General features: G+C 35.9%; 25 protein-coding genes. 15 read left to right on the top strand and 10 right to left on the bottom strand.

Annotated features, from left to right (window positions below; translation table 11 throughout):
* Window positions 1–14: 14 nt before the first annotated feature.
* Window positions 15–755: an LPS export ABC transporter ATP-binding protein gene (lptB, locus tag FBT53_RS09300; protein WP_136950912.1), complete on the top strand. Its 741-nt coding sequence runs from the start codon at window positions 15–17 to the stop codon at window positions 753–755.
* Between the two features lie 5 nt (window positions 756–760).
* Here the strand turns inward: lptB and FBT53_RS09295 are convergent, their stop codons facing one another.
* Window positions 761–1,480: a phosphatidylcholine/phosphatidylserine synthase gene (locus FBT53_RS09295; RefSeq protein ID WP_136950911.1), complete on the bottom strand. Its 720-nt coding sequence runs from the start codon at window positions 1,478–1,480 to the stop codon at window positions 761–763.
* Between the two features lie 99 nt (window positions 1,481–1,579).
* Here FBT53_RS09295 and FBT53_RS09290 point away from each other — a divergent pair, with 99 nt between their 5' ends.
* From FBT53_RS09290 to FBT53_RS09250, 10 genes are all read left to right on the top strand, one after another.
* Window positions 1,580–2,749, top strand: coding sequence for a DUF4105 domain-containing protein (locus tag FBT53_RS09290; RefSeq protein WP_136950910.1), 1,170 nt, complete (start codon window positions 1,580–1,582; stop codon window positions 2,747–2,749).
* Window positions 2,750–2,755: 6 nt separating this feature from the next.
* A complete protein-coding gene (locus FBT53_RS09285) occupies window positions 2,756–4,633 on the top strand; it encodes an ABC-F family ATP-binding cassette domain-containing protein (protein ID WP_136950909.1) in 1,878 nt (625 codons plus the stop codon).
* Window positions 4,633–5,127: a hypothetical protein gene (locus FBT53_RS09280; RefSeq protein ID WP_136950908.1), complete on the top strand. Its 495-nt coding sequence runs from the start codon at window positions 4,633–4,635 to the stop codon at window positions 5,125–5,127. The genes FBT53_RS09285 and FBT53_RS09280 overlap by 1 nt, the downstream gene beginning before the upstream one ends.
* Before the next feature lie 23 nt (window positions 5,128–5,150).
* Window positions 5,151–5,285: a hypothetical protein gene (locus FBT53_RS16365; protein ID WP_255578253.1), complete on the top strand. Its 135-nt coding sequence runs from the start codon at window positions 5,151–5,153 to the stop codon at window positions 5,283–5,285.
* A gap of 36 nt (window positions 5,286–5,321) precedes the next feature.
* Window positions 5,322–5,882 carry a cob(I)yrinic acid a,c-diamide adenosyltransferase gene (locus tag FBT53_RS09275; protein WP_136950907.1) on the top strand — a complete coding sequence of 187 codons (561 nt, stop codon included), beginning with the start codon at window positions 5,322–5,324 and terminating at the stop codon, window positions 5,880–5,882.
* A gap of 122 nt (window positions 5,883–6,004) precedes the next feature.
* Entirely contained in the window at window positions 6,005–6,229 is a 225-nt protein-coding gene (locus FBT53_RS09270; protein ID WP_010520089.1) for a DUF2795 domain-containing protein, read from the top strand.
* 137 nt (window positions 6,230–6,366) lie between these two features.
* Window positions 6,367–9,732 carry a preprotein translocase subunit SecA gene (gene secA, locus FBT53_RS09265; protein ID WP_136950906.1) on the top strand — a complete coding sequence of 1,122 codons (3,366 nt, stop codon included), beginning with the start codon at window positions 6,367–6,369 and terminating at the stop codon, window positions 9,730–9,732.
* Window positions 9,733–9,879: 147 nt separating this feature from the next.
* Window positions 9,880–10,758 (top strand): sensor histidine kinase, encoded by an 879-nt coding sequence (locus tag FBT53_RS09260; RefSeq protein WP_240729802.1) that lies wholly within the window; start codon window positions 9,880–9,882, stop codon window positions 10,756–10,758.
* A 37-nt stretch (window positions 10,759–10,795) separates the two neighbouring features.
* Window positions 10,796–13,306, top strand: a complete 2,511-nt coding sequence (locus FBT53_RS09255) for a M14 metallopeptidase family protein (protein WP_136950904.1) — start codon at window positions 10,796–10,798, stop codon at window positions 13,304–13,306.
* 18 nt (window positions 13,307–13,324) lie between these two features.
* Window positions 13,325–14,872, top strand: a complete 1,548-nt coding sequence (locus FBT53_RS09250) for an amidohydrolase family protein (protein WP_240729811.1) — start codon at window positions 13,325–13,327, stop codon at window positions 14,870–14,872.
* 3 nt (window positions 14,873–14,875) lie between these two features.
* Here FBT53_RS09250 and FBT53_RS09245 read toward each other — a convergent pair whose 3' ends face one another.
* Window positions 14,876–15,115 (bottom strand): hypothetical protein, encoded by a 240-nt coding sequence (locus FBT53_RS09245; protein ID WP_136950902.1) that lies wholly within the window; start codon window positions 15,113–15,115, stop codon window positions 14,876–14,878.
* A gap of 293 nt (window positions 15,116–15,408) precedes the next feature.
* Here FBT53_RS09245 and FBT53_RS09240 point away from each other — a divergent pair, with 293 nt between their 5' ends.
* Window positions 15,409–15,789 carry a DUF4345 domain-containing protein gene (locus FBT53_RS09240; RefSeq protein WP_240729801.1) on the top strand — a complete coding sequence of 127 codons (381 nt, stop codon included), beginning with the start codon at window positions 15,409–15,411 and terminating at the stop codon, window positions 15,787–15,789.
* A 118-nt stretch (window positions 15,790–15,907) separates the two neighbouring features.
* Here the strand turns inward: FBT53_RS09240 and FBT53_RS09235 are convergent, their stop codons facing one another.
* The gene (locus FBT53_RS09235) at window positions 15,908–16,465 is read right to left on the bottom strand and encodes a hypothetical protein (RefSeq protein WP_136950900.1); all 558 of its coding nucleotides are present in this window, start codon (window positions 16,463–16,465) and stop codon (window positions 15,908–15,910) included.
* Window positions 16,466–17,037: 572 nt separating this feature from the next.
* Between FBT53_RS09235 and FBT53_RS09230 the strand changes: the two genes are divergently transcribed.
* Entirely contained in the window at window positions 17,038–17,415 is a 378-nt protein-coding gene (locus FBT53_RS09230) for a MepB family protein (protein ID WP_240729800.1), read from the top strand.
* 51 nt (window positions 17,416–17,466) lie between these two features.
* On the opposite strand, the gene FBT53_RS09225 is transcribed toward FBT53_RS09230, so the two are convergent.
* The 3 genes from FBT53_RS09225 to FBT53_RS09215 all read right to left on the bottom strand — a co-directional run bounded on the left by FBT53_RS09225 (window position 17,467) and on the right by FBT53_RS09215 (window position 19,089).
* Window positions 17,467–17,700 carry a hypothetical protein gene (locus FBT53_RS09225; RefSeq protein WP_136950899.1) on the bottom strand — a complete coding sequence of 78 codons (234 nt, stop codon included), beginning with the start codon at window positions 17,698–17,700 and terminating at the stop codon, window positions 17,467–17,469.
* Between the two features lie 297 nt (window positions 17,701–17,997).
* Window positions 17,998–18,237 carry a hypothetical protein gene (locus tag FBT53_RS09220; RefSeq protein ID WP_136950898.1) on the bottom strand — a complete coding sequence of 80 codons (240 nt, stop codon included), beginning with the start codon at window positions 18,235–18,237 and terminating at the stop codon, window positions 17,998–18,000.
* A 183-nt stretch (window positions 18,238–18,420) separates the two neighbouring features.
* Complete coding sequence (locus FBT53_RS09215; protein ID WP_136950897.1) at window positions 18,421–19,089, bottom strand: peptidoglycan DD-metalloendopeptidase family protein; 669 nt, start codon at window positions 19,087–19,089, stop codon at window positions 18,421–18,423.
* A 91-nt stretch (window positions 19,090–19,180) separates the two neighbouring features.
* On the opposite strand from FBT53_RS09215, the gene FBT53_RS09210 reads away from it, so the two are divergent.
* Both FBT53_RS09210 and msrA read left to right on the top strand, forming a co-directional pair.
* Window positions 19,181–19,864: a metal-dependent hydrolase gene (locus tag FBT53_RS09210; RefSeq protein WP_136950896.1), complete on the top strand. Its 684-nt coding sequence runs from the start codon at window positions 19,181–19,183 to the stop codon at window positions 19,862–19,864.
* A gap of 55 nt (window positions 19,865–19,919) precedes the next feature.
* A complete protein-coding gene (msrA, locus tag FBT53_RS09205) occupies window positions 19,920–20,615 on the top strand; it encodes a peptide-methionine (S)-S-oxide reductase MsrA (RefSeq protein ID WP_136950895.1) in 696 nt (231 codons plus the stop codon).
* Between the two features lie 35 nt (window positions 20,616–20,650).
* Here msrA and FBT53_RS09200 read toward each other — a convergent pair whose 3' ends face one another.
* From FBT53_RS09200 to FBT53_RS09185, 4 genes are all read right to left on the bottom strand, one after another.
* Window positions 20,651–22,084, bottom strand: coding sequence for a hypothetical protein (locus FBT53_RS09200; protein WP_136950894.1), 1,434 nt, complete (start codon window positions 22,082–22,084; stop codon window positions 20,651–20,653).
* Window positions 22,059–22,640 (bottom strand): hypothetical protein, encoded by a 582-nt coding sequence (locus FBT53_RS09195; protein ID WP_136950893.1) that lies wholly within the window; start codon window positions 22,638–22,640, stop codon window positions 22,059–22,061. The genes FBT53_RS09200 and FBT53_RS09195 overlap by 26 nt, the downstream gene beginning before the upstream one ends.
* Window positions 22,624–23,166 carry an RNA polymerase sigma factor gene (locus FBT53_RS09190; protein ID WP_136950892.1) on the bottom strand — a complete coding sequence of 181 codons (543 nt, stop codon included), beginning with the start codon at window positions 23,164–23,166 and terminating at the stop codon, window positions 22,624–22,626. Before FBT53_RS09190 ends, FBT53_RS09195 begins: the two co-directional genes overlap by 17 nt.
* Before the next feature lie 131 nt (window positions 23,167–23,297).
* A complete protein-coding gene (locus FBT53_RS09185) occupies window positions 23,298–23,720 on the bottom strand; it encodes an Ohr family peroxiredoxin (protein WP_136950891.1) in 423 nt (140 codons plus the stop codon).
* Window positions 23,721–23,724: the final 4 nt, after the last annotated feature.

The following is a 23,724-nucleotide window of genomic DNA, read 5'->3' as shown; positions in this document are numbered from 1 at the left end:
TTTGACTATCCATTATGATTCTACGCGCAGACAATATTATGAAATCCTATCGCGGCCGTAAGGTAGTGAAAGGTATATCTTTAGAAGTAAAACAAGGCGAAATTATTGGTCTTCTAGGCCCAAACGGCGCTGGTAAAACCACCTCTTTTTACATGATTGTTGGGCTTATTAAACCCAATGGTGGAAAGATATTTTTAAACGACATGGAAATAACCGAGTTTCCCATGTATAAGCGTGCACAAAACGGTATAGGATATTTGGCGCAAGAAGCTTCTGTCTTTAGAAAACTAAGTATAGAAGATAACATTTTAAGTGTGTTGCAAACTACCAATCTTTCTAAAAAAGAACAGCACATGAAGATGGAGTCTTTGATAGATGAATTTAGCCTTGGGCATATACGTAAAAACCGAGGTGACTTGCTATCTGGTGGGGAACGTAGACGAACCGAAATTGCAAGAGCCTTGGCTACAGACCCAAAATTCATCTTGTTAGATGAGCCTTTTGCTGGTGTAGACCCTGTAGCCGTAGAAGATATTCAGCGGATTGTAGCGCAGCTAAAAAATAAGAATATAGGTATTCTTATCACAGACCACAACGTACAAGAAACGTTAGCCATTACAGAGCGTTCTTATTTGATGTTTGAAGGTGGAATCTTGAAAGCAGGTATTCCAGAAGATTTGGCACAAGACGAAATGGTACGTAAAGTGTATTTGGGTCAAAACTTTGAACTACGTAAAAAGAAGCTAGAATTCTAAACCCCTTACTTTTTAGAAACTAAAGACAGCCCTATATAAAGCAATATCACTATGGGTATTGCTAAATATTTTAGGGTAAGCAAGAGAATCAAACTCCCAATCAAAAACAGATATTTTACACCATTCTCTTTAAAATCCCAGTTCTTAAACTTTAATGCAAATAATGCAATCTTCGCATTTAGCAAATAGGCACTGAGAACAGTAAAACCTAACAAAAACCATTGATTTAAAATGATAGAATTCAAAGTATCATTATGCTGAAATAGCAAAATTAATGGTAAAGACAACACCATCAAGGTATTAGCAGGTGTTGGCAGGCCTATAAAAGAAGAAACTTGATTCTCATCCACATTAAAATTAGCTAAACGGTAGGCAGATGCCAATGTAATTACAAAACCAAAGAGAGGCAAAAGAGCTACAGATGAGTGCACTCCAAATACATCTACATTCCAGCCCCCCACCTGAGCCATACTTAGTAGTTGATACATTACGATTCCTGGGACTACGCCACTCGTTACCATATCAGCTAGAGAATCTAACTGTACTCCTATTTCACTAGAAACATTTAACAATCGTGCTGCAAATCCATCAAAAAAATCAAATATAATTCCTAAAACCACAAATGCAGCAGCCAAATCTAACTGATTCTTTACAGCAAAGAGTATGGCAACACAACCGCAAAAAAGATTAAGAAGCGTAATTAAATTAGGAATGTATTGTTTCATCTACTAGTGTTTTGGTAAAAATAAGCTAAAAAACAGGCATATAAGCACTGTACTTTTTTAACAATTAACAATTATATGGATATTTGCGCATATCAGATTATGAAAAGAACTTTCTACCTCCTTATACTGTTGTGCTTACTGAGTTTTAAATGGACATTTGCACAGCAAATTACCTTGTCTGACAAGGCTACAATAAGCGTAATGACTTGTGGAGCGGGTGATGTTTTGTATTACTCCTTTGGACATTCTGCTTTTAGAGTACAGGACCCTGCACAAGGTATTGATGTAATTTACAATTATGGCACGTTCGATTTTAATAGGCCTAATTTTTACCTCAATTTCACAAAAGGGAAATTAATTTACTCCCTTAGCAGACGGAGCTTTGACCGCTTCTTGTATGAATATGAACTTGATAGGCGATGGGTAAAGGAACAAATCTTGAATTTAACACCAAAAGAAACAAATGAGATGTTTCAGTTTTTTGAACAGAATTATCTGCCAGAGAACAGAGAATATTTATATGACCCTCTATTTAACAATTGCTCTAGCATTACCGGGGTCGTCCTTAAAAATCAATTTGGGAGTCGCATAACTTTTAAAGACCATCACCTTACTGAACAAAAAACCTTTAGAAATTTAGTCCACGAGTTTATACCCATTAACTCATGGGGCGCTTTTGGGATAGATTTAGCTTTTGGCGGTATTACTGACCGTAAGGCAAGTGCGGTAGAACAAATGTTTCTACCATATTACGCCCATGAACAATTAAAAAACACCACTATAGATGACCAACCTATAGTTAAAAGGGAGCGCACGGTTTTAGAGTACCCAGAAGTAAAAAAGGGTAGCATTTTTATCACTACGCCATTGTTTTGGTTTCTAATTCTTTTAGGACTAGTTATTGCCATAACCTATTTGGACAGAAAGCATGGATTTAGAAGCAAAATATTAGATTTTAGCTTGTTCTTTTTAAGTGGTATCGCAGGCTGTTTTATTCTATTACTATGGTTAGCTACTGACCATGAGGTTACACGTTTTAATCTAAATTTTATTTGGCTTTTACCATTTAACACCTATATGGCCTTTATAGTTAGCAAATCTACTGGGTTTCCAAAATGGCTAAAAACTTATTTATTGGTAGCTCTAGGCGGAATTGTAATTATAATTCTTTTGTGGACTTTTGGCATCCACGCCATATCACCTCTAAATCTATTTTTGATGGCAGCATTATCCATCCGATATTTGTTCCTTTACAATAAAATAAAATAGGGTAAGATGAATTTAATGACGGTAGAAAACATTTCTAAAAGCTATGGCGAGGTAGTTTTGTTTTCTGATATCTCTTTTGGTATAAATAAGGACCAGAAAATTGCATTAATTGCCAAAAACGGCAGTGGAAAAACTTCTATCTTACGCATCTTATCAGGCAAAGACACCTCAGAAACAGGACAAATAAATACCAGAAAAGGAATTAAGGTTTCTTTTTTAGAACAAGAGCCAGATTTAAACCCGGAACTTACCATTGAACAAACCATCTTTGCATCTGGAAACGAAATCCTTACTGTAATAGCGGCTTATGAAGAGGCTATTGCTAATCCAGAAGACCAAGAGCAATATCAAAAGGCGTTCGATGCTATGGAGCGCCACCATGCTTGGGATTTTGAAACCCAATACAAGCAAATATTATTTAAATTAAACCTTACCGATTTAGATGTAAAAGTAAAAGTGCTCTCTGGCGGGCAAAAAAAACGTTTAGCTCTTGCTAACGCCCTAATTAATAAACCAGAACTCCTAATTTTAGATGAGCCCACCAACCACCTAGATTTAGAAATGATTGAGTGGTTAGAGGAGTTTTTTAGAAAAGAGAACATTACGCTTTTTATGGTAACGCACGACCGCTATTTTTTAGAACGTGTATGTAATGAGATTATAGAGCTAGACAACAACCAATTATACAGTTATAAGGGTAATTACAGTTATTATTTAGAAAAGCGAGGAGAGCGCCTAGAAAGAGAAGCCGTAGAACAACATAAAAATAAATCTTTGTTTAAGAAAGAGTTAGATTGGATGCGGAGACAGCCTAAAGCCCGTACTACTAAATCTAAATCTAGAATAGACGATTTTTACAAAATAAAATCTTTAGCACACCAGCGTAGAAAGGAGCACGAGGTGCAATTAGAACTCAATATGGAACGTTTGGGCAGCAAGATTGTAGAACTACACAATCTTACCAAAAGTTTTGGAAATAAGGTAATGCTTCAAAAATTTGACTACAGTTTTACTAAAGGGGAGCGTGTTGGCATTATTGGCAAAAATGGAACAGGAAAATCTACTTTTTTAAATGTACTAACAGGGGGCGAAAAGTTAGACTCCGGTAAAATTGTAGTAGGAGAAACAGTTAAGTTTGGCTATTATACTCAAAAAGGAATTACAATTAAGGAAGGCCAAAAAGTAATTGATGTTATTAGAGAGTTTGGCGACTATATTCCACTTAAAAAAGGTAGACAAATTTCTGCGCAGCAATTGTTAGAACGCTTTCTTTTTGACCGTAAAAAACAATATGATTTTGTAGAAAAGTTAAGCGGAGGAGAACGTAAAAGATTATATCTGTGTACCGTATTAATTCAAAATCCCAACTTCTTAATTTTAGATGAGCCTACCAACGATTTAGACATTGTCACTTTAAACGTTTTAGAAAGCTTTCTTCTAGATTTTCCGGGCTGTTTAATTGTGGTATCTCACGACCGCTACTTTATGGACAAAATAGTGGATCACTTATTTGTTTTTAAAGGCGATGGTTTAATAGAAGATTTCCCTGGCAATTATACGGATTATAGGGTGTATGAGAGTAGCCGCTTGCAAGAAGCAAGAGAAGAAAAAAGAGAAAACAATGTAGCCTCTGAAAAAGCCAACTGGAAAACTAAAGAAGATACCCCTACGTTAACCTACATGGAACAAAAGGAGTACAAAAACTTAGAAAAAGAAATTCAGAAACTAGAAAAGAAAAAAGAAGAACTACAGCAAAAATTTACAGACGAAACTTTAGATGGGGAGCAAATTACATCGCTATCTATTGAATTAGGAGAAGTAGAAGCTGAAATTGAAGCCAAAACAGAACGGTGGTTTCACCTTTCTTCTATTTTAGAAGGCTAATGATTGCTAACTTTATCACATATTTAAGTTTCTTGGTAAAGTCTACCAACCAGCATGGCGTACATAGTCCGTTTGTATATAATTTACTCACAAAGTGCTTGTATAAAAGACCGAGAAGACATTACAATAGAACAAAAAATTTAGTCTTAAAAAGCATACCCTATTTCAATATTAAGCATGTCCTCTGGCACGGTCATGCAGAATTTAAAAAGGAAATAGCTGCATGCTACCCACATGTAATTTTTGGTAGCCCCCCTTATGATTTGGTTCTTGTAGAAGAATTACCTCAAATCAATTTTGATTTCCTTATGGAAAAAGGAGAAATTCATAATGACACTGTTTTTGTTATTACAAATCTTTTTAAAACTAATAAAAGGGATTGGAAACAACTTATTAACACAAAAGATATTACAGTTAGTATTGATGCTTTCTGGTGCGGAATTTTATTTATCCGCAAAGAGCAAGAAAAAGAGCATTTCACGATAAGAATTTAATGCCTTAATTTTAAAACAAAAAGATGAACAACACCATATATTTTATTCTAGGAGGTTTAGCCTTGGTGTATTTTATTATCCTTTTTAACAACAAGCGGAACCAACGCAATAGAAAGTCTAGAAAGTTCATGGATGATAAACGTAGGTTTGATAACTAGTTGAAGAGAAACATTTTGACAACTGAAAAGAATTGCATGAAAATTTATACTAAAACAGGTGACAAGGCTACCACCGCTCTATTTACAGGAAAACGAGTGCCTAAGCACCATATTAGAATAGAAAGTTACGGAACTATTGATGAGCTTAATTCGTATCTAGGGCTTATAAGAGACCAAGAAATACCTACGTTTTACAAGGATTTTTTAACACAGTTACAACACCAACTATTTACCTTAGGAGCCATATTAGCTACCGAGCCCAATAAAGATAATCGGCTTAAAATTCCAAGAATAAGCGCAGAAGATATTGCCGTTTTAGAGCAGGAAATGGACCGAATGAATGATGAATTGCCAGAAATGACACACTTTATATTACCTGGCGGCCATACTACAGTGTCATACTGTCATATTGCACGTACGGTATGTAGACGTGCAGAACGTATGATATCTTATTTAAACGAAGAACAAGCGGTTCCAGAGACCGTTTTAGCCTATGTAAATCGTTTATCAGATTATTTATTTGTGTTGGCACGGATGTTGTCAAAAGAATTAAAAGCCGAAGAGGTGAAATGGATTCCGACCAAAGTCGACCAATAAATTGAGAATTTTACCGTTTCAATTTTGAAATGTTAAAAATAATCTTTAATTAAATTGGAAAATCCTTGGAACTTAGGGTTTAAAAATTATTTTTGCAAAAATTTTAAAATCAGACCATTGCTATGTATTGGACTTTAGAATTGGCTTCTTATTTAAGTGATGCACCTTGGCCAGCATCTAAAGATGAGCTTATAGATTACGCTATTAGAACAGGAGCCCCTTTAGAGGTTGTAGAAAACCTACAATCTATGGAAGAAGAAGGTGGAGAGATATATGAATCCATAGAAGAGATTTGGCCAGACTACCCAACCGAAGAAGATTACTTATGGAATGAGGATGAGTATTAACATCCTTTAGTAAAACAACTCAATAAAAAGTCTCTTTTAGAGGCTTTTTTTTATGTAATTTTGGCAGCCTAGTAACCAATTTTTTGTCCTTCTGGACAATGGAACAGCTTTTGCTGAAACTAAACAAATATTAATTCATGAGCATATTAAACGCTGTACTAAAGGTTTTTGTAGGGGATAAATCCGAGAAAGATGTAAAAGCCTTACAACCTTTAGTAAAGAAGATAAAATCTTTTGAGCAGGCGCTAGAGAGCCTTAGCCATGACCAACTAAGACAAAAAACCCAAGAGTTTAAAGATAAGATTGCAGAACGCTGCGCTGGTGTTAACGAACAAATACAAGCATTAGAGCAAGAAGCAGAAGCCTCTACAGATATAGATAGGAACGAAGAAATCTATACAGAAATAGACAAGCTGAATGAAGAGGCCTATAAACTTTCTGAAGACGTTTTAAATGAAATTCTACCAGAAGCGTTTGCAGTAGTCAAAGAAACTGCCAAACGTTTTGCCAACAACCCTACACTTACCGTTACAGCTAATGAGTTTGACAGACAATTGTCTGGCGACGCAGACTATGTAACTTTAGAAGGAGACAACGCCATTTGGAAAAACTCTTGGAACGCAGCTGGCAAGGAAGTTACTTGGGACATGATACATTATGACGTACAGCTCATAGGTGGTATTGCATTGCACCAAGGTAAAATTGCAGAAATGCAAACAGGAGAAGGTAAAACTTTAGTGGCTACCCTACCGCTTTACTTAAACGCCCTTTCTGGCAAAGGTGCGCACTTGGTAACAGTCAATGATTATCTGGCAAAAAGGGATAGTGCTTGGATGGCGCCGTTATTTCAATTTCATGGGCTTTCTGTGGATTGTATAGACAATCACCAACCCAATTCTCAAGGCAGAAGAGCGGCTTACAATTCAGATATTACCTATGGCACCAATAACGAATTTGGTTTTGATTACCTAAGAGATAATATGGCGCATACGCCAAAAGATTTAGTGCAACGCCCGCATCATTATGCTATTGTAGATGAGGTGGATTCTGTTTTAATAGATGATGCTCGTACACCTTTAATCATATCTGGTCCTGTACCAGAAGGTGATAGACATGAGTTTACAGAATTAAAACCAAAAGTAGCAGACATTGTACAAAAACAACGGCAACACTTAACAGGCGTATTGGCGGAAGCGAAGCGGTTAATTAAGGAAGGTGACCAAAAAGAAGGTGGTTTTCTATTGTTGCGCGTACACCGCGGTTTGCCTAAAAACAAAGCATTAATTAAGTTTTTAAGTGAAGAAGGCGTAAAACAACTCCTCCAAAAAACGGAAAACTTTTACATGCAAGACAACAATCGAGAAATGGTAAAGGTAGATGAAGACCTGTATTTTACGATTGACGAAAAGAATAACCAGATAGAACTAACAGAAAAAGGAGTTGAATACCTATCTGGCGGCCAAGACACTGATTTCTTTGTAATGCCAGATATTGGAGCAGAAATTGCCCAAATAGAAAATCAGAATCTAGAAATAGAAAAAGAAGCGGAACTTAAAGACGAACTATTTAAAGAGTTTGCTATTAAAAGTGAGCGTATCCACACTATGAGCCAATTACTAAAGGCTTACACATTGTTTGAGAAAGATGTGGAGTACGTTGTAATGGAGAATAAAGTTCTCATTGTAGATGAACAAACTGGCCGTATCATGGATGGCCGTAGGTATTCTGATGGTTTACACCAAGCTATAGAAGCTAAGGAAAATGTTAAGATTGAAGCGTTAACACAAACCTTTGCTACTATTACCCTACAGAATTATTTTAGAATGTACAACAAGCTTTCTGGGATGACAGGTACTGCCGTAACAGAAGCAGGTGAGTTTTGGGAAATTTATAAATTAGATGTGGTAGAAATCCCAACCAACAGACCTATAGCGCGTGATGATAGAAATGATTTAATCTACAAAACAAAGCGAGAAAAATACAATGCCATCATAGAGGAAGTAACCAAACTTTCGCAAGCTGGTAGACCCGTACTTATTGGTACTACATCTGTAGAAATTTCTGAATTACTTTCCAAATTACTAAGCGTACGTAAAGTGCCACACAATGTATTAAATGCTAAGTTGCATAAAAAAGAAGCAGACATTGTTGCAGAAGCAGGTAAAGGCGGTATTGTAACAATTGCAACAAATATGGCTGGGCGTGGTACGGATATTAAATTAAGTACTGAAGTTAAAGATGCGGGTGGTTTGGCCATTATTGGTACAGAACGCCATGATTCTAGACGTGTAGACAGACAGTTGCGTGGTAGGTCTGGTAGGCAAGGAGACCCTGGTAGTTCTCAGTTTTATGTGTCTTTAGAAGATAATTTGATGCGTTTGTTTGGTTCTGACCGCGTAGCTAAAATGATGGATAAAATGGGCTTGGAAGAAGGCGAAGTTATCCAGCATTCTATGATGACCAAATCTATAGAGCGTGCCCAGAAGAAGGTAGAAGAAAACAACTTTGGTATTCGTAAAAGATTGTTAGAGTATGATGACGTAATGAATGCCCAAAGAGAGGTAATCTACAAAAGACGAAGACATGCCATACAAGGTGAACGTCTTAAGGTGGACATTGCCAACATGATTTATGATACCAGCGAAGTAATTGCTGAAACTAATAAGACGGCAGACGATTTCAAAAATTTTGAATTCGAGTTAATTAAGTATTTTTCTATTACCGCACCAATTACTGAGGAAGAATTCAAAAAAATGAACTTCCAAGCTATTGCTGTAAAGGTGTATGATAGTGCTTATCAACACTATCAAGAAAAAGTAGCTCGCAGTGCAGAACAAGCATTCCCAGTTATCAAAAACGTGTTTGAGAATCAGGCAGATAGATTTGAGCGCATTGTAGTACCGTTTACAGATGGGATAAAATCTTTGAATGTTGTTACCAATTTAAAGGCAGCTTATGAAAGCAATGGAAAACAGCTTATCAATGATTTTGAGAAGAACATTACCTTAGCTATTATTGATGATAGTTGGAAAACCCATTTGCGAAAAATGGATGAGCTAAAGCAATCTGTGCAGTTGGCGGTACACGAACAAAAAGACCCTTTATTGATTTACAAGTTTGAAGCTTTTGAACTATTTAAATCGATGATAGACAAAGTGAATAAAGAAGTAATCTCTTTCTTATTTAAAGGCGAATTACCTACGCAAGATAGTACCCAGATAAAAGAGGCTAAAACGGTAAGTAAGCCTAAAGAAAAATTACAGACTTCTAAAGAAGAAATTCCAAATAGTGATGAACTTGCCGCGCAGAATAGAGCTGCCGGCCAAACGCAATCACAACAGCGTCCTCAAAAAACAGAAACTATTGTTAGAGAGGCTCCAAAAATTGGACGTAATGACAAGGTTACCATTAAGAATGTAATGTCTGGCGAAAGCAAAACTGTAAAGTTTAAGCAGGCAGAACCACTTATTAGTAAAGGAGAATGGGTTTTGGTAAATGATTAATTACCAGACTTTATTAAAATATGTTAAATTTAGGTAACCAATTTTTGGTTACCTTTTTTGATTATATTCTAAAACATAGTTAGATTTACGGTAAGAACGTCCCTACATTTTGTTGTTATTTTTCAATAAAAAGGGCAAACCATGCATATGGAGCAACGCACTGTTGATAATTCACAGGACAAAAACAGACTTTTAATTTTAAAAGTTATTAATAGTTTAGGAGCATTAATTGCAATAGCCCTGGCTGCCTATTATTTTTTTGGGGGAGCCTTATTAGTACCTATTGCCCTTACTGCCTTAACTGCTGTTTTTGTAACCAATTTAATTATGGGAGCTTCCTTTACAGAAACGCTACAACATTTAAATGACCTAACTAAAAAACTAAACGAGAAAGAAACTTTATTAAAGGAGGTTCACCACAGAGTAAAAAACAATTTACAAACAGTATCTAGTCTTTTAAGTTTGCAATCCCGTTCCGTTGGCGATGAAAAAATAGAAAACATTATCCGTAGTAGTCAACACCGCGTAGTTTCTATGTCTATGGTTCATGAGATGCTATACAAAAGGGACGATTATACCTCTAAAATTGATTTTAAACCTTATGTTGAGGAGTTATGCGAGTACCTTATTCGTTCTGTAAAAGGAAACACACATAACATTACCACTAAGATGGATTTAGGAGATTACAAGCTTAGTATTGATACCGTTATTCCTTTAGGCTTAATTATTAATGAAACCATTACCAATGCCCTTAAATATGGTATTCCTGGAGACAGCCACGGAGAAATAGAAGTAAACTTGGTTAAAAAAGGAGCTAACGGCTATGAGATGTACTTGGGAGACAATGGTATCGGTTTTCCTGAAGATGTGAGCCCTAAAACCACAAAATCTCTAGGTTTAAAGCTTATTCATAACTTATCTAGACAGTTGCGCGGCACATTATTAAGAGATACTTCTAAGAAAGGCACATATTATCAAATAACATTTGAAGAAGTAATAGAAGGCTTTAATACGTTGGATTCATAAGGATGTCCTATCTTTAGATGGACTAATTATACCAACCATGCTCAAAAAATTACTATTTGTAGTGCTTTTATGCACCACAGGCCTTTCCGCACAAGACTATTTCTACAAAAAGTTTTACCCGTTTAACCCAGATATTCCTTCACCTGAAGCCTTTTTAGGATATGGCATTGGGGAACACCACACACGTCACGATTTAATTGTGGCCTATTTAGAAAAACTCGCCACTGTTTCAAACAGAGCCAAAATCACCTATTATGGTAAAACCCATGAGGGGCGCAAACTTGTTATACTGCAAGTTAGTTCCCCAGAAAATCTAGAAAATTTATCGTCCTTAAAAGAAAAACATTTAGCCTTTACCAAACCAGAAGAAAACCCTACATATACTGCAGATTTACCTGTGTTTATTAATTTAGCCTACAACGTACATGGGAATGAACCTTCTAGTTCAGAGGCTGCATTACTAGCGGCGTATACTTTTGTAGCTTCAGAACATGCAGAAATTAAGAACTACCTACAAAATGCGGTTCTTTTTATAGACCCTACCATAAATCCCGATGGTCGTGATAGACACACGCAATATGCAAACGCTTACCAAGGAAACCCCTTGGTTGCAGACCCACAAGATGCTGAACATAATGAATATTGGCCAAGAGGTAGAACTAACCACTATTGGTTTGATTTAAATAGGGATTGGTTATTGGCTATTCACCCAGAAAGCCGAGGCAAATTAAAGTGGTACCACGAGTGGTATCCTAATGTAGTAACGGATTTTCATGAAATGGGCTCTCAAAGTACCTACTTTTTTGAACCCATGAAGGATAATGGAAGCTTAAACCCTATTATGCCCAAAGAAAATTATGAAGACTTAAATAATTTATTTGGTGATTATTATGCTAAAGCACTAGATAGTATTGGTAGTTTTTATTTTACCAAGGAAGTTTTTGATGGCACCTATCCTGGTTATGGGTCTTCTTATCCAGATTTACAAGGAGGTCTTGGATTATTATTTGAGCAAGCAAGTTCTCGCGGGCACAAACAGACAACCGCTTTTGGAGAAATCACTTTTCCCTTTACCATTCGTAATCAATACACCAGCAGTATTACCACGGTTAAAGCAGCCGTAGAAAACAGGGAACTACTATACAATTACCAAAAAAAGTTTTTTAAAAGTGCCTTAACCAATGCAAGTAAGAACAAGCTTAAAGCTTATACATTCAATGCTGAAAATGATAAAAATAGAGTTAAAGCCTTTGTGGATAAATTGCTGTTACACCAAATAGACGTTTACAAAAACGGCGATGCATTTGTAGTCCCTACAAAACAACCACAGTACCGAATGGTGCAAACCATGTTCGAGACGTATAGTAAGTATAGAGATAGCGTTTATTATGATGCATCTGCGTGGTCTCTGGCTAATTTTTACAACGTAAAGTACAAAGGCACTTCTACAACAAATTTGGGAAGCAAAATAACCACCACAGAGAACTTAGTAACTGTCACACCTGTTCCTTCAACCAATTATGCTTATCTTATAGATTATGATGATTATAACGCGGTAGCAGTTCTCAATTATTTACAACAAAATGGTTTAGTTATTTCATCGTCTTTTAAACCATTTACTGCAGCTACTAATAAAGGAGAAATAGCATTTAATTATGGCACATTAGTTGTCCCTGTTTCGTTACAAAAGAAAACCGCATCAGAAGTGCATGAGTTACTTATTAAAGCACAAGAAAAATATCAGGTGCCCATGTATAGTGTATCTACTGGTTATAATACCAAGGGTATCGATTTAGGTAGTGGGTATATCACCCCAATTAAAAAACCCAAATTGGCGATGCTAATTGGGGAGGGCATCAATTCTTATGAAGCAGGAGAAGTATGGCACTTATTGGACACTAGAGTACATATGCCCATAACTAAAATCCCTATGCGAAATTTATCCAGAGCCAGTTTAGCTAAATATACCACCTTGGTAATGGTTTCTGGCCAATATAACTTTTCTAAAGCAGAAGAAGAAAAGCTTAAAAATTGGTTGGCAGCAGGTAATACCTTGGTCACCGTTGGTACAGCGTCTAAATTTGTGATAGAGAAAGAATGGGTAAAAGAAAGCTTGACAGAAAGCAAAAAAGATTCTACAGCAACTAAGCGACAGCCTTATGTAGATGCGAGAGAATTCTTAGGAAAAGAACGTGTGGGCGGTGCTATTTTTAAGGTGGATTTAGATGTTACACACCCCCTAGCTTTTGGGTATAGAGATACGCAAATACCAGTTTACAAAAACAATACGGTTTGGTTACAACCAAGTAAAAACGCATTCGCTACTGTAGCTAAGTATAGTAGTAATCCACATATAGATGGTTTTATCACTAAAAAGAATACACAAGAATATTTAAAACCCTCAGCATCATTACTAGTGAGTAAGCATAAAGCTGGTAAGGTTATTTTATTTGCAGACAACCCCAATTTTAGAGGGGCATGGTATGGAACCAATCGCCTATTTTTGAATGCGCTCTTTTTAGGCAATTATATTAATCTTCCACAATAAATAGCCGTGAAAAAACTTATAGCTCTATTCTTTATTGGGATATTACATACGCTAAACGCCCAAATCAATACACAGGAAGGACCATTTAACCAACTTATCATAAGAGGCGTTACCCTCATAAACGGTAATGGAGCTCCCCCAAGGGGTCCCTTGGATATTGTAGTAGAGCAGAATAAAATTACAGATATAGTTGTAGTTGGTTATCCTGGTGTGGCTATTGAACCAACCAAAAGACCACAATTAAAACCAGGAGGTAAAGAATTGGATTGCCAGGGTATGTACTTATTACCTGGTTTTATTGATATGCATGGCCACATAGGTGGTGTTGCCCAAGGCGCAGAACCAGAATATGTTTTTCGTTTATGGATGGCACATGGCATCACAACTGTGCGAGAACCCAGTGGACGTGGTTTAGATTGGGCTTTGGATTTAAAAGAAAGAAGTGCTAAAAATAGTATTGTTGCTCCTAGAATTTTGGCTTATACTGGCTTTGGACAAGGCAGTAAGAACTCAATTAGCACACCAGAAATGGCTCGTGCTTGGGTAAGGGAGAATGCAAAAAAAGGTGCCGATGGTATAAAGTTCTTTGGTGCGCCACCAGAAATTATGGAAGCTGCTCTGGATGAGAATAAGAAGTTAGGTTTACGTTCTGCCTGCCACCATGCTCAAATGGATGTTGCCAGATGGAACGTTTTACATTCTGCAAGGGCTGGTCTTACCAGTATGGAACATTGGTATGGTTTACCAGAAGCTTTGTTTGATGATAGGACCGTACAGAATTATCCATTAGATTATAATTACCAGAACGAACAACACCGATTTGAAAATGCAGGCAAACTTTGGCAACAAGCTGCCAAACCGTATTCTGAACATTGGAACAAGGTTATGGATGAATTAATTAGCTTAGATTTTACCTTAGACCCAACATTTAATATTTATGAAGCTAGCAGGGACTTGCACCGAGCTAGGCGTGCAGAATGGCATGAGGAGTATACACTTCCCTCTTTGTGGAAATTTTACCAACCCAGTAAAATTAGTCACGGCTCTTATTGGCATGATTGGGGAACGGAACAAGAAGTGGCTTGGAAAGAAAATTATCGGTTATGGATGACGTTTATTAACGAATATAAAAATAGAGGTGGCCGCGTAACAGCGGGGTCTGACTCTGGGTTTATATTTCAGTTATATGGATTTGCCTATATACGCGAGTTAGAATTGTTAAGAGAAGCTGGTTTTCATCCTTTAGAGGTTATTAGAAGTGCCACACTCAACGGCGCAGAAGCTCTTGGGATGGCAGACCAAATAGGGTCTGTAGAAATTGGAAAATTAGCAGATTTTGTAATTTTGAAGGAGAATCCACTAAAAAATTTAAAGGTTCTCTATGGAACAGGGGCTATAAAATTAACCGATGACAATAAAGTAGTACGTATTGGTGGTGTTAGTTATACGATAAAAGACGGAATCATCTATGACGCTAAAAAGTTACTGTCAGAGGTGAGAACAATGGTCTCTGATGCAAAGAAAAAAACAAATTTTACTATCACACAACCAGGTATACCGCATTAATGATTAAGCAGCTTTTGCTTCAGTGTCTTTAGTAATAAAATTTAAAGCTTGATCTATTCGTTGGTTCTTGTATCTGTAAATAAAAACGATTTTAGGGTAACGTACGCGGTTGTTTACTATAGAAATATCTTTAGCGATGCCTTTGGTTACTACAATTGCAACTTTTTGTTCTTTTTGTGTCTCCTTTGCCCAAGTGGTTAAGTATGCAAATAGGCAAAACCCAATAACTAATAAAGCTTTCATTGCTAAGTATTTTTTAATTACATGTTAAAATTACCTCCTATTCAAAAAAATAATAGTCGGTTTGAGATAGATTACAAAAGTGTGTCGATGAACGGTAAAAAGTAACAGTTAACCGATGAATACCTATTTTTGCTCCATTAAACATTAGAGTAGAGAATCTATTTAGGTGTAAACCTTTACCTTTAATCCTTTAAATATGCTATTCATCGGAATTTGGTCTGCAAGTTTTATACCTTATGAGCTGTTTTCAATCCTAATAATAAGAGCTTGAGCCCTGGTCTGATTACCGTATTATGAAACTAAAAAACCTTCAGCTCTTACTTTCTTCCTTAGTTGTTATAGTTGTTTCTTTTATTTATGGTGGTAATCCACAAAAAATTTTGCCCCTAATTTTTGACTTTGAAGTTCAAAACCTAGAACTGAAAAACATTTTTAGATCTATAATGGGGCTTTATATTACAATTGGACTCTATTGGTTGTACGGCGTTTATGAAGTAACCTATTGGAAGAGTGCTACCACAAGCAACATCATTTTTATGGCTGGTTTAGCTTTTGGTAGATTAATAAGTCTCTTTTTGGATGGTTTTTCTCTACTTTACAGCATTGGCATGCTTTTAGAATTTGCAATGGCTGTTTGGGGCTATTACAATCTTAAAAATTATGGACACTTTTAAACGGTACCATTTCTAAATGATTTCAGCTAAAATTTTAGTTTCCTCAGTACTATGAGAACTAAATAATTTTCCTATTCCTTAGTGTTGTATCATCTCTATTGTAACAGTAACGACATTTCTAATTGTCTAAATCATAAGTTAAACGGTAATCCCCCGTAGTATAGGAGATATGATAGCTAGCATCTGCATGCACAGAATCTTTGATAGAAAACATGGTTGCATCAAAATGTATTTCAGAAGCTCTAGCGTATTTATACACCATATTAGTAATGTAAAAATTGGGCAATACTAAGGTGTCTCCTTTTCTCCTATTATATTCCTCTAAGAAGGTCTTTTTATTGACATCCAGATTTACTACGGTATCTTTGAGTTTCAAATTACTATAATCATTAAATTTCATCTTTTCACGTATCATGAGTAGGTTATAACTCATATCGGTTACTGCTCTAGTAGTATCTGGGGTAATTGTGATGCTATAAATGTAATTTCCTAAATTGCAAGTAGGGTTAGACCATACTTCTAAACCTACTTCTAGCGTATCTTCTACCTGCTCTTCTTCAGATTTTGATTGCGAATCTTTTATCACCACTTGTTTCTCAATCGTTTGTTTTGTTTCCGTCCTGCAAGATTGTAATAGCAACACAGCAATTAAGAGAACTCCAAGAAAACGCTTCATAAGCTTATAATCCACGGTTTTAAACAATTATGTTTAACCTACCCAATATTAAATAAAATAAGTTACACTAAAAATATGATTATTCTGCTCCATTCTAAACTCTTACAATGTTTACCTTTGAGTATAGTTTTCCCCGTACTAGAAGGTCAATTTTTCTTTTAAATATATTATTCTATATACAGCAAAATTACGCTTCTGTTTCTATTATTTGTTAGCATAACAGCGAATCTAACGGCTCAAAATAATAATCATCTAAAAGCAGTACTAGAAGCCCTATTGCGTACGAAAAAAGCCTTAATTGGTGTGGCAATAGATGGCCCAAAAGATGGGGATAGCATCCATTTTAATTTTATTTTTTCCAATAGGTATTTGGATACTACAACCTAGAATTAATAAACTATACAAAACCAATCTAAAAAACTAATTTCATCACCTCAACTTCCTAAGTACTAATTGGATTTAAAAATGACAAAACATCTCGACCCTTTTTTATTTCCGAAGGCAGGCTGTACCATAGCAGATTTTAAGATTGAACAGGAGAGTCAGGAATATATTTAGCTTGTAATTTTAAAGTGAATAACAAAACCATAATGTGCCGCATCGCTAAAATTACGCCTAAAAAAACAGGTCAGTTTGTTACTTTTTGGAAAAGAAATTCAGAAGGGGTTACCATTCCCAATCGATATACAGACGAATTTCACTTTTATTTTATTCATGTAAAAGCCAATGGTAAGTCCGGGCTATTCCTTTTCCCAAAGACCGTATTAGTAAAAAAAGGTATTGTAACTACCCACCTAAAAGTTGGTAAACGTGGATTTAGGGTTTACCCAAGCTGGGACGCTCCAACAGGCAAACAAGCTCTTAATACACAGAAATGGCAATCTTTATACTTTATAGAGACTATTGTTGAAAATAGTGCTATGCAATTACACAATCTTTTACAGGCTTAACCAGCAAATACACTACATTATAAATTAGTTATTAAAAAATTTAGAAATGCTTTACGCCATTTTTGCCTCTACCACTTTTGGTTGAAAGGTTAGTTCCTTTAAAACTCTAGTTTGTTTAAATAAATGGATAAAGGCAACTTTTTGTGTTTGGTTCGGGGTTGCTGTCCTTATAGTAGTAGTTGTTAGCTTAACAGGCTTTAGTTTGGTTTCAACTTTTGCTTCGGTCTGTGCAAAAGCTATGGTGTTCATTACAAGGATTAAGATAAGGGTGGTTAAGCTTTTCATTGTCAGTAGGATTTGCTACAAATTTAATTTTGATGCAAAACCGACTTCAAAATATATCGATGGATGGCAATTTAGCTCGATTAACGACTAAAACACCGACCAAACGCACTGGTAATGCTTATTTTAGCTCCTAACCGTTTATCTATTAATCGGTAAATTAATTCCGTTTAACGAACCCTTACTTTTATGGGCTTTAATTTTTTACTTTTTTTTTGATTGATATAAATTACGTAAGCTGCTCCAATTAAAAGAAGCGTACTAAATATTAAACTTGCAATTATCATAGGCTTTTAGGGATTAAGCTAATTTAGCTTTGTTTCTTTTAGTGTTAAAAGAAAGCGCTTTCTTAACTCTAGAGTTTTTAAACATGTACAATCTAGCAACTTCAGTTTCTTTAACCTCTTGCTTAACCTCTTCTTTAACCACAGCGATGTTCAACTCAACACCTTGAGGTTTAACTTCTACCTTAGTATCAGCTTGAGCCATTGCTACGTTTCCGATTAAGATGATGAAGATAAAGGTTACTATTGCTTTCATGTCTTTGATAATTTTACACTGTAAAACTACCACCAGATAAAACGAGACCTAAGTTAAATCGCCATGGATAGGGCTTTAGTCGATTAAATGCACTTGTTTAGATGAAGTGCAAAAATCTATCGATAACCGTTTCTTAACTAAAAAACAACACATCGAACTGGGGTGCATTTCGTCGATAGAAATCTAAAGACCGAGCAGTAAATTGGGGTTTGGACAGTTATTTTTATAAAAAGGTAACCGTTCAATTGCACAAACTCCTGGATAGTCACCGTTAAACTGTTCTACATCTAAAATTACCTGAAAATGCAAATGGGGTGCATACCCAACATTTACCTCTGGTACTCCTAAGGTAGCAAGCACAGTTCCCTTGGGAATAGCTTTACCCACAAACAAACCTTCCAAACTTTCTAAAGATAAGTGTCCATATAAAGTATAAAAGCTGTAATCCTTATATATATGGTGTAAAATGATTGTTGGTCCATAGTTACCAAAATCCGAATTATTTGCAAAACTGTGAACAGTACCTGCCAAAGGGCAGTAGATGGGTGTCCCAGCGGCTATCCAAAAATCCATTCCTAAATGAATGTTTCTTAACGCTTCTCCTTTAAATATATCTGCACTCCCGTATAAGTTTCTTTTTTCTAGATAACCACCATAGGCAATTTTACCGTTCTTCTCACGTAACACCTCATTAATGTAATCTTGGCATTCCTGAGCGTCTGTAATATTATAGGCATTTAGTCTTTTATTGGTCACAGATAAATCTAACGGAATATAATCTGCATGGCTAAAAGTCCCTTTAAATAAACGTGTTGGACCAATTTCTTGTAAAAAAGAATGCGCTGCTATCATAATTCTACCTTAAAAGCTTAGGTTAAGACCGCCAAGGTATTTAAAAAGCGTACAGTTTTTGTTACCTTCCCTTAAAAATTTGACACATACTATGAGAATCACTTTTCTAGGACACGCCTCTTTTCAAATAGAGACAGAAGGCAAAACCTTAATTATTGACCCGTTTATTTCTGGCAATGAACTTGCAAGTCATATAGATGTTAATCAACTTAAAGCAGATTACATCTTAATTACACATGGCCATCAAGACCACGTTTTAGATGTAGAACAGATTGCTAAAAACAATCCAGACGCCACACTGATTTCTAATTTTGAAATAATAAGTTGGTACCAAGAAAAAGGTTTTAATGGGCATCCTATGAATCATGGAGGTAGCTTTACTTTTGATTTTGGCACTCTTAAATATGTAAATGCAATCCATTCTAGTGTTTTGCCAGACGGTACTTACGGGGGTAATCCTGGGGGTTTTATTTTAAACTCTGGCGGTAAACAACTGTATATTGCTGGTGATACTGCCCTTACCATGGATATGAAACTTATACCGTTAACCTCTGGTAGTCTGGACATGGCCATTTTACCTATAGGAGATAATTTTACGATGGATTACAAAGATGCTGCCCATGCTTCTGATTTTATAGCGTGTAATACCATCTTAGGTTGCCATTACGATACTTTTCCACCTATTAAATTAGATGCAGAAATGGCAAAAGCACATTTTGACGGGCTGCAAAAGAAATTGTTGCTTCCAGAAATTGGAGAAAGTATCCTTATATAGGTAATAAAAATTGTAAGCATTAAGGCTTAATTACTACTAAGAAAAGAAAAATTAGATGAAACATTTAAGTATACTCCTTTTAGCATTAGTCAGTATTTCGTGCAACGGAACTCCGAACCAAACCAAAACGGATACGGAAAATGCAACAAAGAATGATATCAAACTAGAAGAAAAAGTAGTAGAACAACAAGATTTAAGTCAGTTTAAAACAGCATATTTTGCTTCTGGTTGTTTTTGGTGTGTAGAAGCTATTTACGAGAGTGTTATAGGCGTAAAAGAAGTAGTTTCTGGATATGCTGGTGGGGACGAGCAAAATCCTAGCTATAAAGAAGTTTCTTATGGTAGAACTAAACATGCAGAAGCCGTAAAGGTATATTATGACCCAGAGCAAGTTTCTTTCTTTGCCCTAGTGCAAATATTCTTTGGCTCTCACGATCCTACAACATTAAACAGACAGGGACCAGATAAAGGACCTCAATACCGTTCTATTGCTTTCTATAAGAATGAAGAGGAGAAAAAGATAATTATGGATTATATGAACTTATTAGTTTCTGAAAAGGTATATGCTCCAAATGAAATTGTAACTCAGGTAGAACCTTTTAAAAAATTCTGGGAGGCAGAAGAATATCATCAAGATTTTGAAAAACGTAATCCAGAACATCCGTATATAAAATCTGTTTCTATTCCTAGATTAAACCGATTTAAAGAAAATTTCACAGATTATTTAAAAGAAGAAGCCAAATTGCATTAAAAATAGTAGGTGGTTTTGGGACAACTTTATCGCGGCTATTCCAAAACCACTTCACTATATTTTGCATTTATTGTTAGTGCTCCGCCGCCATTTTTTTGTTGTTGATAACCTTTGTAAATAACAGTAGAATTATTTGTGGTACGTTCTAATTGTAAATTTTTAGAACAACTCACCTCACTAGCTGTACCATTTACATATAGTGACAATGGGGAGGTTGGCAACTTACAGTTAAGTTCTCCATTCACCAAGGTTACATCAACATCTTTAAAGCCTTGCCCCAACTGGGCAATACTTAATTTACCCAAGTTGTTGGTTATGTATGCCTTACTATTAACCTTACCAATTTTAGCGTTAGAAGAAACAAGGGTGTATTGCAACTCCCCCACTTCTTTTAAATAAACAGCATCAGAATGTTTGGTATTTAATTGCCCTAAGTTCCATTTTTGAACTTCTATGGGCGAATATGCAGCGCTAACTGTAGTATGGTCACCATCTATTGTTTGGCCAAGCAAGCTTGCATACCGCAAGCTTGCTTCTAAATTTTTGGTCAATGAAGCTAGTTTAACTTCGCCATGTTTTACGTTCATTTTTAAACGTACACTTTTTGGCAATTTTATTTTTAATTCTCTCTTAACCTTGTACTTAGTAGATTTTCCGGCATTGTTATAATAAAATACGCTAGGTGTATCATTTGCACGACTAATTCTTATAGCCTCCCTAACATCTTCTCTGGCTAAAATTCTTTCTTCTATTATTTCTTGCCTACGTTCCTGTAATTCTGCTCTTTTTTGAGCACGCTCTTCCATGAGCTCGGCTCTCTTTTCCATAGCTTTGGCACGTTTACCATGCTTTTTTTCCCACTGCTTTACTTGCTCTTCTACCTTTTTACTCCATTCTTCCATTTTCTTTTGATATTCCTTATCAAAACCTTTTTCAAAATCTTTAGACCATTCTTTTAAATACGATTCCCCTTCTGCTTTAAATTTTTCGTAGTCAAAAGTCTTTTTAGGCATTGGGGGCAAAGGCGGTACTGGTGGTGCAGGCATGGTACCAATTACAGCTTCTACTTCTGGCAAATCTGGTATTTCTAAATCTAGAAATATAGGTTCAACGTCCATATACACATCACCGCTAAAATCATTAGCCATAAATTGCCATGTACTACTCCCATCTCTACTATTTACAGCTATCTTTTTGCTATTCCCTAGAATGGTAAAAGGTTCGTTTTTAAAATAATTTTTCACTTCTTCATCCGTAGCTTCTTCTACTGTAACTGTAGCAATTATTTCTACTTGGTTTTTATCCCAAGCTTCAAAAGCTATATCCGTATGGCTAGTATTAATTTCTAATACCGTTTCTTCTCCTACATTAAAGGTTTCAGTATAGGTTCTGCTCTTGCCCTGCGCCCAAAATACCATGGGGAGCAAGAACATACCTATACCATTAAATAGTAACTGATTCCTGTTCATTTTTTGATGATTTTAATTGATTTAATTTTGCTTTTAATTTTTGTAGTAGTTGTAAGCGCAACTGTAGATTTTGGATAAGTGCTGCAATAGTATCATCATTAGGGCCGTAAACGTTTAAATCATTATTTAAGCTTTGATACTCTTCATCTAGCGCCCCCAACTGATCCATATAACCATCTACTACTTCTTTATTAGCTATAGAAACATCTAACTTGCTTAATTCGTAATTAATATTAGCGGTATAATAGGTTTCTACTTTTTGCAATTCTGGAGACAAGGCTCCTAGAGAAAGTTTAGCATCTTCTTTTTTTACATCTTGCTGTACCACTGTGGTAGTGCTAGGCAAAGCTTCTGGTTTTGCAAAAAACAAATACGTAGCAATACCAACACAGAGGGCAATACTTGCGGCAATCATGTACCTAGTATAGGATTTACCCTTTCGTTTTGGCAAGTCTCTATCCAAGCGTTCCAAAAAACGGGTCTCGTGCCCATGGGATAACTGGTAATCTTCTTTACACCGTTCCTCCCTAAACATTTTTCTAAGATCCTGTGCCATAGTCCATCTGTTTTAACTGTTCTTTTAATTGCGCTTTACCTCTTACTAATCGTGTTCTAGATGCTGTTTCACTTATTGCCAGTATTTCTGCAATTTCTTGATGGTCGTACCCTTCTAGTAAAAACAATTGCACTACATATTTATAGGTATCTGCCAAATTGTTTATAGCTAGTTTTACCATTTCTATTGTACAATGGTCTGCTACTTCCCAACTATCATCTTCAGCTACATGCATGTAACCATCCTCTAACGGAATAGTCTTTTCTCTTTTCGCTTTTAAAAAATCGATACTCCTATTCACCACAATTTTTTTGAGCCATGCGCCAAAAGTTACTTCTCCTTGGTACTGCTCTATTTTTTGAAAGGCTTTAATGAACGCTTCTTGCAATACATCTTCTGCATCCTTTTCATTTTGTAAAAAGCGCATTGCTACACAATACATACCATCGCAATACTTTTTATAAAGCGAAAGCTGTGCAGCCCTGTCATTTTGTTTACATTTTTCTACTAACTCTAGATGCAAAATGGTTGGTTTGTTTTGTTGTTTTCTTTAAGGACGATTTAAAAAATACAATGTGGCAAGTTTTGTCAAAATTTATAAAAAAAAATCCCGAAGTCGTTAGACAACGGGATGGTAAATGTGTATTTATGAGAAACTTATTCGTCTAACAATAAATTGAGGTGAACGGTAATATTATCTCTTGTTGCTTTACTATATGGGCACATTTCGTGCGCCTCATTTATAATATCTTCTCCTTTTTCTTTATCTACTGTTGGCAAGTAGGTATCTAGAGTAGCTTCTAAATAATAACCATCTTCATCTTTATTTAAAGAAATGGTGGATTTTACGCTAAAATCGCCTAAATCTTTAATTCCCATTTGTTGTGCTACTGCCTGTACAGCCCCCGCAAAGCAAGAAGCGTAAGCCGCAGCAAACAATTGTTCTGGATTTGTGGTACCCTCTGGTTGCCCATTGTTATCTGGCATTTGTACCTTTAAGTCTATAGCACCATTATCACTGGTGACGTGTCCTACCCTACCACCTTCATTAGTTGCAAAGGTTTCAAAAAGTGTTTTCATATCT

Origin of the sequence: Flavobacterium sp. ASW18X, from assembly GCF_005144745.1 — a bacterium.
Taxonomy (GTDB): Bacteria; Bacteroidota; Bacteroidia; order Flavobacteriales; family Flavobacteriaceae; genus Croceivirga.
This window is presented reverse-complemented; position numbering and strand designations above follow the sequence as displayed.